Origin of the sequence: Metabacillus niabensis, assembly GCF_902829255.1 — a bacterium.
GTDB lineage: Bacteria > Bacillota > Bacilli > Bacillales > Bacillaceae > Metabacillus > Metabacillus niabensis.
In genome coordinates this window covers 1-9,724 of the sequence record NZ_CADEPK010000091.1, presented here as the reverse complement: position 1 = coordinate 9,724, position 9,724 = coordinate 1, and the positions used below count along the sequence as shown (strand labels likewise).

Annotated in this window: 9 protein-coding genes; 1 reads left to right on the top strand and 8 read right to left on the bottom strand. The window is 33.8% G+C overall.

Annotated features, from left to right (window positions below):
• The first annotated feature begins 419 nt into the window (after positions 1-419).
• Positions 420-1,364: a 4-hydroxy-3-methylbut-2-enyl diphosphate reductase gene (locus HU235_RS09325; RefSeq protein WP_095302474.1), complete on the top strand. Its 945-nt coding sequence runs from the start codon at positions 420-422 to the stop codon at positions 1,362-1,364.
• Positions 1,365-1,418: 54 nt separating this feature from the next.
• Here HU235_RS09325 and HU235_RS09320 read toward each other — a convergent pair whose 3' ends face one another.
• The 8 genes from HU235_RS09320 to HU235_RS09285 form a co-directional block, all read right to left on the bottom strand.
• Entirely contained in the window at positions 1,419-2,543 is a 1,125-nt protein-coding gene (locus tag HU235_RS09320; RefSeq protein ID WP_095302475.1) for a Nif3-like dinuclear metal center hexameric protein, read from the bottom strand.
• Positions 2,540-3,253: a tRNA (adenine(22)-N(1))-methyltransferase gene (locus HU235_RS09315; protein WP_174880043.1), complete on the bottom strand. Its 714-nt coding sequence runs from the start codon at positions 3,251-3,253 to the stop codon at positions 2,540-2,542. The genes HU235_RS09320 and HU235_RS09315 overlap by 4 nt, the downstream gene beginning before the upstream one ends.
• Before the next feature lie 296 nt (positions 3,254-3,549).
• Positions 3,550-3,918 carry a cytochrome c550 gene (gene cccA, locus HU235_RS09310; RefSeq protein ID WP_095302476.1) on the bottom strand — a complete coding sequence of 123 codons (369 nt, stop codon included), beginning with the start codon at positions 3,916-3,918 and terminating at the stop codon, positions 3,550-3,552.
• A gap of 288 nt (positions 3,919-4,206) precedes the next feature.
• On the bottom strand, positions 4,207-4,752 hold the full coding sequence (locus HU235_RS09305; protein WP_174880042.1) for a hypothetical protein: 546 nt from the start codon (positions 4,750-4,752) through the stop codon (positions 4,207-4,209).
• Between the two features lie 57 nt (positions 4,753-4,809).
• Positions 4,810-5,925: an RNA polymerase sigma factor RpoD gene (gene rpoD / locus HU235_RS09300; RefSeq protein ID WP_095302478.1), complete on the bottom strand. Its 1,116-nt coding sequence runs from the start codon at positions 5,923-5,925 to the stop codon at positions 4,810-4,812.
• A gap of 151 nt (positions 5,926-6,076) precedes the next feature.
• Entirely contained in the window at positions 6,077-7,897 is a 1,821-nt protein-coding gene (gene dnaG / locus HU235_RS09295) for a DNA primase (protein ID WP_174880041.1), read from the bottom strand.
• 33 nt (positions 7,898-7,930) lie between these two features.
• A complete protein-coding gene (locus HU235_RS09290; protein ID WP_145581477.1) occupies positions 7,931-8,383 on the bottom strand; it encodes a YaiI/YqxD family protein in 453 nt (150 codons plus the stop codon).
• Between the two features lie 316 nt (positions 8,384-8,699).
• Positions 8,700-9,503 (bottom strand): pyruvate, water dikinase regulatory protein, encoded by an 804-nt coding sequence (locus HU235_RS09285; RefSeq protein ID WP_095302481.1) that lies wholly within the window; start codon positions 9,501-9,503, stop codon positions 8,700-8,702.
• Positions 9,504-9,724 lie beyond the last annotated feature (221 nt).

The following is a 9,724-nucleotide window of genomic DNA, read 5'->3' as shown; positions in this document are numbered from 1 at the left end:
ATACTAAACACAGTGAAGTTCAACAACAAAAGTCAGAAAAGGTAAAAAGCAAAAAATCAACCAAGAAGCAAAGTCCATTAAATGAAGAAAAAGAATCTGAATCATCACCTGTTAGAAAAAAGGCCACTTCACAACCCAAAAGTTCTAAGCCAAAAATGTATATCTAATTTTTCCACTTTGTATTCTTCCCATATTTTCGATATAATATTAAGAGATTATAAGAGTTTAAGCCGATTTTCGGCTTTTTTTAATGAAAAGGCATGCTGTTAAAACTTATCTGTTGATCATTTGCTATATGTCCAAGTGCTAGAGAAAACTCTGAGTCTTAGCTTCAGAGTACGTCTTATGCTATTTTCATCAAGGCAAAAAATCAACAATATTTAACAAAGCCTAATGATCTCTTAAGGAGGCAACACAAAATGGACGTAATAAAAATCGCTCCACGTGGATATTGCTATGGCGTTGTTGATGCTATGGTTATCGCCAAAAATGCTGCATTAGATAAAACATTACCAAGACCAATCTACATTTTAGGTATGATTGTTCATAATAAACATGTTACCGATGCATTCGAGGAAGATGGAATCATTACTCTTGATGGGAAAAACCGTTTAGATATTCTTGAAAAGGTTGATAAGGGTACGATTATTTTCACTGCCCACGGTGTATCTCCAGAAGTACGTAGAATCGCAAAAGAAAAAGGACTAGTAACACTTGATGCAACCTGTCCTGATGTGACAAAAACACATGATCTCATTCGGGAAAAAGAGGCAGAAGGCTATCATGTCATCTATATAGGGAAAAAGGGACACCCAGAGCCAGAAGGAGCTGTTGGTGTTGCTCCACATATTGTTCATCTTGTAGAATCAGCTGAAGATGTAGACAATCTAAAGATTGAAAATGAAAAAATCATTGTGACTAATCAAACAACAATGAGCCAATGGGATGTCGCAGATATTATGGAGAAAGTGAAAGAAAAGTTTCCACATGCAGAAACTCATAAAGAAATTTGTTTAGCTACACAAGTTCGACAAGAGGCTGTTGCTGAACAAGCTGGTGCAGCTGATTTAACAATCGTTGTTGGAGATCCTAAAAGCAATAATTCAAACCGTTTAGCACAAGTATCTGAACAAATAGCAAAAACGAAAGCATATCGAATTTCAGATTTAAGTGAGCTTAAGCTAGAATGGCTTACTAATGTTAAGAAAGTGGCCGTAACAGCTGGTGCATCAACACCTACTCCAATTACAAAAAAGGTCATTCAATTTTTGGAGCAATACGATCATAATGATCCTTCTACATGGGATTTAAATCATCATGTTCCACTTTCAAAAATTCTCCCAAAAGTTAAAACAAAAAAATAAATGCTCAGAAAGCCCATTACGTCTTAATGAATGTAATGGGCTTTCTTATATGAATTAAACAAATTGAAAGGGATTTGTATCAATGCTGGAACCAACTACATTCACTGCTAATTTTTTTTCGTTACACATTTTTGATAATTTTTGTACAACACCATCTATCATTACTTTCTCAACATGATGTCCTGGATCAATTACATTTAATCCTAACATTAACGCATCATGAGCTACATGAAAGTACAAATCACCTGTAACGTAAACATCTGCACCTTTATATTTCGCTTGCTGTATATATTTATTTCCGTCTCCACCTAATACAGCAACTTTTTTTATTATATCCCCTTCATTTCCAACCATTCTTACACGGTCAACCTTTAATGAGTTTTTAACATGTTCAGCAAACTCTTTTAGTGTAAGCTCATCTTCTAAATAACCAATTCTACCAAGTCCTAATTGGGTTCCTTGTTGTTCAAGTGAATAAATGTCATAGGCAACCTCTTCATAAGGATGTGCCTTAAGCATAGCTTGAATTACCTTTTTTTCAATTGAAGCAGGAATAACCGTTTCTATACGTGCTTCTTCAACAACTTCAATTTCTCCAAGTTTGCCGATAAAAGGTAAAGCACCCTCTTCAGGTAAAAAGCTGCCATTACCGATTGTTTTAAATGTGCAGTGACTATAATTTCCTAGATGACCTGCTCCCGCATCCCCGATGGCTTTTCGGACCTGTTCTTCATGTGTTACTGGTACATAAACAACTAATTTTTTTAATTTATCCTCGTAAGTAGGGATTAATACCTCAGTATTATGTAATTGAAGCGCATCTGCTAGTAAGTCATTAACTCCACCAAGTGCTACATCTAAATTAGTGTGAGCTACATAGACTGCAATATCATGTTTAATACATTTCTCAATCATTCTCCCATAAGTTGTATCCGTTGTAAGCTTTTTTAGCGGCCTAAAAATTGGAGGATGATGAGCAATAAGTAAATCAACCTTTTTTTCAATTGCTTCATCAATTACTTCTTCAACAACATCTAGAGTAATCATGACATGTTGAATCGGTTTATTAAGTTTACCAATTTGCAAACCAATCTTATCTCCTTCTAGGGCATACGACTTCGGAGAAAATTGCTCAAATAATTGAATTACCTCATTTCCGTTAGGTATCTTATTCTTCATGATAAAACCTCCTGAACCAATTGTAATTGGCCTGTTACCTCTCTATACTTATCATTATTTTCATATGTATAGCCCGCATCTTCAAGCTGCTTTAGAATTGTTTTCCAATGATTTATTTCATGTGACCATTTTTTTTGAAAAATAGGCGATTTCTCTTTAGCTAAAATAGGACCAACCAATAAACCAGCTTGAAGCTCTATATTTTGATAAGGCTTCAACGGATCTCCTTTTTCAGCTACAAGTATTTCATAGATTTTACTATCCTCTTTTAAAATAGTTTCATCGATTAATTCCCAATCATTTTCTAACAACCATTGTCTTATGTAAATTGCATGGATATTCGGTTGTAAAACAAGCCTTTTTACATTAACTAATTTCTTTTTACCTTCTTCAAGTATTTTTTTTATGAGGCCTCCACCCATCCCAGCTATCGTAATACAGTCAAGATGCTCACCATCTTCAATGACTGATAACCCGTCTCCTTTTCGAACTGAGATAACATCTGAAAGCTCGCACCTTAATACTTGTTTTTGAGCAGAATAAAAAGGTCCATCTGTAATTTCACCTACAATTGCCCCCTGTGCCTTCCCTTCTAACACAGCGTGACAAGGTAGATAAGCATGGTCTGAGCCAATATCAGCAAATATTGAGTTCTCCGGTAGATAATTCGCAACTTTTTCTAATCTTTGCGATAATTTTAATTCATTCATATTCTCACCACTATCATTAAGATTCTCTGTCATTATTTCCTTAAATATTAAATATATCAAATCGTTGTAAATAAATCCGAAAAAGAGCTTTACAAAATATTATAAAAAAAAATCCTTTACAAAAGCAAAGGATTTTTAGTGTTTCTTAAAGAATAGATGATTACTATCCCTGTTACCTCTCAAAGTAAGTTGTCCACCACTTTATTTATGCTTCTAACTACCGTGGTAGAAATGATCTTTCCAAGTATTCAGCTAAGCATAGAAAGCACTTAAATTATTCTGTATAAGTAAACTAACTATTTTAACTTTGATACCCATTCAGCCATTTTATCTAATTGTTCAGCATCCTGGATTAAACCACCTGGCATAGCGCCTCTACCTTCTTGAATTGTTTTCTTAATCCCATCTACCCCTAATCTTTCACCAGCACCGATTAATGAAGGTGCAGAACCTTGTCCTTGATAATTCTCCCCATGGCAACCGATACAACCTGCTTGTTGATATAATTCTTCAGGTGTAGCGTTTGCAAGATCCTCTGCTTTTTCCTCTTCGCCGCCGTTTGCAAGCTTTTCATGATCGCCAAGACCTTTAAAAGATAAAAGGAACATAAGGCCGATTCCTAGAACTGCGATTAATAAAAATGGAATAAGTGGATTGCGATTCATCATGTAACCTCCCTTATGTAAATAAAAAATTTTTCCTATTAGATAAGTTGCCCATCTAATATTTGAATGAATCTTTACAGGCAAAATGCATTAATAGATATACACTGCCTAAATTGAAGGATAAACTACATAATTTCATTTTAAACAACCTCTATTTTACTTTATATTCCCGATTAGTGAAAGCCTTATCTTTCATCACTTTAAAGATTTTCACAATTTAGACAAAAAAGTGATTTTTGTCCTAATATTCAAAATAAAAGATTGACATTACTATACATAATACAAATTTTATAAGATAATAATACCAAAAAGAATCATGATTCCAATCGTACCACTAATTATTAAATATACCATTCGATAAAATTTCCCTAATGTAATCCATAAAATACAATTCCCTAAAACAGTTGCAGCAATCCATATTTGATTACTGTAGGATATTTTCTCTATTAAAGTTATAGAACAAATTAAAAATTGAATAAGAGTTATGCTTAATGGCACTTGAAATATTTTCCCGAATTTATCAAAGTAAGCGGTAACAACAATTGAAACTAAGAGTAAAAAAACTGCTATGGCCATTTGCAAAACAAATGACAATTCAGTAAAATAAATGACAAGAAGCGTAATTACTAATAAAAGAGCCAATAACGTAAGCAACAAAAACTTTGCGCCACTCTTTTTAGTTTTACTTAATAATTGGTCATCTTCATTATGATTACCTTCTGTATATAAAGCGAGAAGAAAGTTACAATAAGTATCCGGTAATAACTTGTTGTTTTTCCAATAGTGGATTTCATTTATAATTATTTTCTTTTTTTCTAGATTCATGTTAGTCATCCTTCTTAAATCTCGTCTGTTACTAATTAAAAAGACGGACAATGTGTCCGCCTTATCCTATTCTAAAAAGTCCTTAAGACGTTTGCTTCTGCTTGGATGACGTAGCTTACGAAGTGCTTTCGCTTCGATTTGACGTATACGTTCGCGAGTAACACCGAATACTTTACCAACTTCTTCTAAAGTTCTTGTTCTGCCGTCGTCAAGGCCGAATCGAAGACGTAAAACATTTTCTTCACGATCAGTTAACGTATCTAGAACATCTTCTAGCTGTTCTTTTAATAACTCATATGCAGCATGTTCTGATGGAGAAGTTGCATCCTGATCTTCAATAAAGTCTCCAAGATGTGAATCATCTTCTTCACCGATTGGAGTTTCCAGAGAAACTGGCTCTTGTGCAATTTTTAAAATTTCTCTGACTTTATCTGGAGTTAATTCCATATCTTCCCCAATTTCTTCAGGAGTTGGTTCTCTACCTAAGTCTTGAAGTAATTGACGCTGAACCCTAATTAGCTTGTTAATCGTTTCTACCATATGAACTGGAATACGTATTGTTCGTGCTTGGTCAGCAATTGCACGTGTAATCGCTTGGCGAATCCACCATGTAGCATACGTACTAAATTTAAATCCTTTACGGTAATCAAACTTTTCAACAGCTTTCATTAGTCCCATATTACCTTCTTGGATTAAATCGAGAAATAGCATTCCGCGGCCAACATAACGCTTTGCAATACTAACTACTAAACGTAAGTTTGCTTCTGCAAGTCTACGTTTTGCTTCTTCATCACCATTTTCAATTCGATTTGCAAGTTCAATCTCTTCATCAGCAGATAAAAGATCAACTCTCCCTATTTCTTTTAAGTACATACGAACTGGGTCATTTATCTTTACGCCAGGAGGAACGCTCAAATCATTTAAGTCGAACTCTTCTTCCTTAGCAAGGTCTTTTACATTAGGATCTTCTTCTACACCAGCAGTTTCACCTATTAATTCTACTCCTTGTTCACCTAAAAACTCATAATACTCATCCATTTGGTCTGATTCAATTTCAAAGTTCGACATACGTTCTGCTATTTCTTCATATGTCAAAACTCCTCGTTTTTTCCCTATTTCAGTTAACTGGTCTTTTACCTGTTCAAAGGTTACTTCAGTTTCATGGGTTTGTTTATCAGCCATTGGATCCCCTCCTTCCAAACTTATCACTATCTGATAAGCATCGGATTACTATTTAGCATTATTACCATTTATATTAATCGATGTGCTTTTGTCACAAAAAGTAACTGACACATCTAGGATTAACTCACTCTGTTTACTTTCGTCCTACAAATCAAACTTTAAGTGATTGTTTTAATTGGATAATTTCCATTGCAATTTGAGCAGCTTCTTTATATTGTTTATTTCTTTCAGCTTCATTTTTTTCTGCTTCTTTTTCTTTTATCATTAACATTTTTTGATGATTCAACACCTGTTTTATATAATCAGTAAGCTCCTGCTCACTTACTTCCGGATTTAAAGGAATCATTGCAATATTTGATACGATATGCTGTAACTCCGGATTTGGAAGTCTGGATAAAAACGAACTAACATTTTCTGGATTTCCCTCTTCATAATATGCATATAAATAAGTTACAATTGCTTTGTGCTCTTCAATATTAAATTGTAATCCTAACCGTTCGAGAACTTTTTCAGCAAAGTCCTTGCTTCTAAGCATATGTCCAATAAGCATTCTTTCTGCAGTATGAAAGGCTGGCAATAAACGTTTTGTATTGATTGGTTTTCTTTGGTACTGAGATTCTTCTACACGTTTTTGGACTGAGCCTTGCTGCTTCGGTTTGTATTGTGATTCTTTTTGCTGAAGCTGCTCTTTTAATACATCCATCGAAAGGTCAAACTCTTTTGAAAGCTGCTTTAAATATATTTCCTTCTCAATCGCATTCTCCAATTTACTAATCTCAATCATGACATTGTCAATATATTGAAGCCTTTCCCCTTCGTTTTGAAGGTTTCTGCCCCTACGGAAGTATTTCATTTTAAATGTCATTAACGGAACGCTTGCCCCTATTACATCATTTTTAAATTTATCTGCACCAAATTTATTGATGTAGTCATCAGGGTCTAATCCATCTGGAATAAGAGCCACTTTTACTGTACAACCTGCAGCAGTTAAGATCTTTGAAGCTCTTATTGTTGCTTCAATTCCAGCGGAGTCAGAATCATAACAAAGAGTCACTTCATTTACGTTTCTACGGATAATTTTTGCCTGTTCCTCTGTAAGTGAAGTACCCATTGTTGCAATTGAATATTCCACACCTGAACGATCGGCTGAAATTACATCTGCATATCCCTCAAATAATACTACCTGTTGATTTTTCCGAATATGTACTCTTGCTCGATTAAAGTTATAAAGTAGCTTACTTTTATTAAATATTTTTGTTTCAGGACTATTTAAATATTTCGGCTTTTCGTCTCCAAGAACTCTTCCAGAGAATGCTACCGTAGCTCCATGGTGATCCGAAATTGGGAACATGATTCGATTTCGAAATCGATCAAAAAAGTCCTCTGAGTTATTTTTTTTTACTACCAATCCAGCTTCTTCCATTACTGATAAATCGAAATTTCTACTCTTAAGAAACTTTGTTATTAAATCCCAGGAATCTAAGGCATATCCAATTTCAAACTTATCGATTATCTCTTTAGTAAACCCTCTGTTTATAAGGTAATCTAATGCAGGCTGACCTTCTTTTGTATTTATCAATAAATGGTGGTAGAATTTTTTTAATAACTCATGCGCTTCAATCATTTTATCAGCATCTTTTGAAACGCTTGTTTGATTTACAGATGGTACAGTTATATTAGGCAATTCAATATTTGCCCTATCAGCAAGATGTTGTGCTGCTTCAATAAATGTATAGCCATTATGCTGCATAAGAAATGAAAAGACATTTCCACCAGCGCCACAGCCAAAACAGTGATAAATCTGTTTATCTGCCGAAACGGAAAACGAAGGAGATTTTTCTCCATGAAAAGGACATAATCCAAAGTAGTTACGACCTTGTTTCTTCAATTGAACATATTCACTTATCACATCAACAATGTCAGAAGTTCGTTGTATTTTTTCGATTAATTCCTCGGGAATTCGATTTCCCATATAAACAACTCCGTATTTAAAGATATTCGAGATTCATTTCAAATCTCCTGCATCTTTCGACAAAATTTTTTTCATTGTTGTGATAAAATTTATAATATCTGCTTCTGTGAATTTTTTCGGTCCTTTTGTAAACTTGCCACCACGTCTTTCCATAGCTGATAAATATCGAAATTGCAATGCAGTGTCAATATTACTCTCTGTATAAATTTTACCTCTTGGAGTAATAACTAGAACTTCTTTTTTTAATAACAGACCTGCTAAGCCTATATCCTGAGAAACGACTAAGTCACCTTTCTTCACATGGTTGACAATGTATAAATCTGCCGCTTCTTTGCCTGTATCAACAAAGACCCATTTCCCTCCATAGGTTTTTTCTGAAACATGGTTATAAGAGGCAACAAAAACCACTTCAAATTGGTATTCATTTGCAATGGTCATTATTTCTTGTTTCACAGGACATGCATCTGCATCAACATAAATATTCATTGTTTTTCGTCATAATCCTCTATTCTACATTACTCCGACAAATTCCTTCTTTTGAATGCATTCAAATCAAAACAATTTCGGAAATAAAAGACTTTTGTCGAATTATTTTTTGGGATATTTCTTGACAGTTTACAATTAATAGTTTATTCCTCAAAGTCAAGTTCTAAACCTAAAAAAATTAATTTTATCACAATTTTTTATTATAATATAAAATTCTACAAATATCTATTGTTTTTTTGTTTTTAGTTCCAAATTAAGATCAATCATAGTGATGGCTTATATCGTCAAAAAGTATAAATCGTTTAGTATACCGATTTTATTCATGAAGCTTTGCAATAATATTTGCCGTTTCCTCAACAGCTTTATTTGATACATCAATTACCTGACAGCCAATTTTATCAACTATTTTATCAAAGTAGTCTAATTCCTCTTTAATTCGATTAATATTCGCATAAAATGCTTCATCATTAAGTCCTAATGATTTTAATCTCTCTCTGCGAATATGATTTAGCTTATCAGGACTAATTCGCAGTCCTATACATTTTTGTGCTGAAACTTTATAAAGTTCTTCTGGTGGTTCAACTTCAGGTACAATCGGAACATTGGCTACTTTAAATCTCTTATGCGCTAAATATTGAGAAAGTGGGGTTTTCGAAGTACGTGATACACCAATTAATACGATATCCGCCTTGAGGATTCCCCTAGGATCTCGACCATCATCATATTTGACTGCAAATTCAATTGCTTCAACCTTTTTAAAATACTCTTCATCAAGTTTACGGACTCTACCGGGTTCATACTTTGCCGCTTTTCCATATGAGTTTTCCATAATATCAATAAGAGGGCCAATGATATCATAGTAAACAACTCCCTGTTTAACAGCTTCTTCTATTAAATATTGTCTTAATTCTGGTATGACCAACGTAAAACAAACTATTGCATTATCCTCTTTTGCAAGTGATAATACTTCTAAAATTGTCCCTTTGTCCTCAACATAAGGAATTCGTTTTATTTTTGTATTTACCGACACTCCATTGAATTGGCTAGCTGCTGCTTTTACAACTAATTCTGCCGTTTCTCCAACAGAGTCCGAAACAATATACACCATGCGGTAATTCATCATTTTACCCCTCTTCATTATTTGAACTAAACTTTTTAGCAATAAGTTACGAGGATCTCATCATTTTAGACTTTAGAAGATTTCCCTCTATAACATCTTATTTATTTTCAAAAACGCTATTGAAGCAATTTCATTTCAGTTAATGTTTTTCCCCTTTTATCTCTAATATCGTCAATTCAAAATGAATGTATTACCCACTTCTTTATAGAAATATTATATAC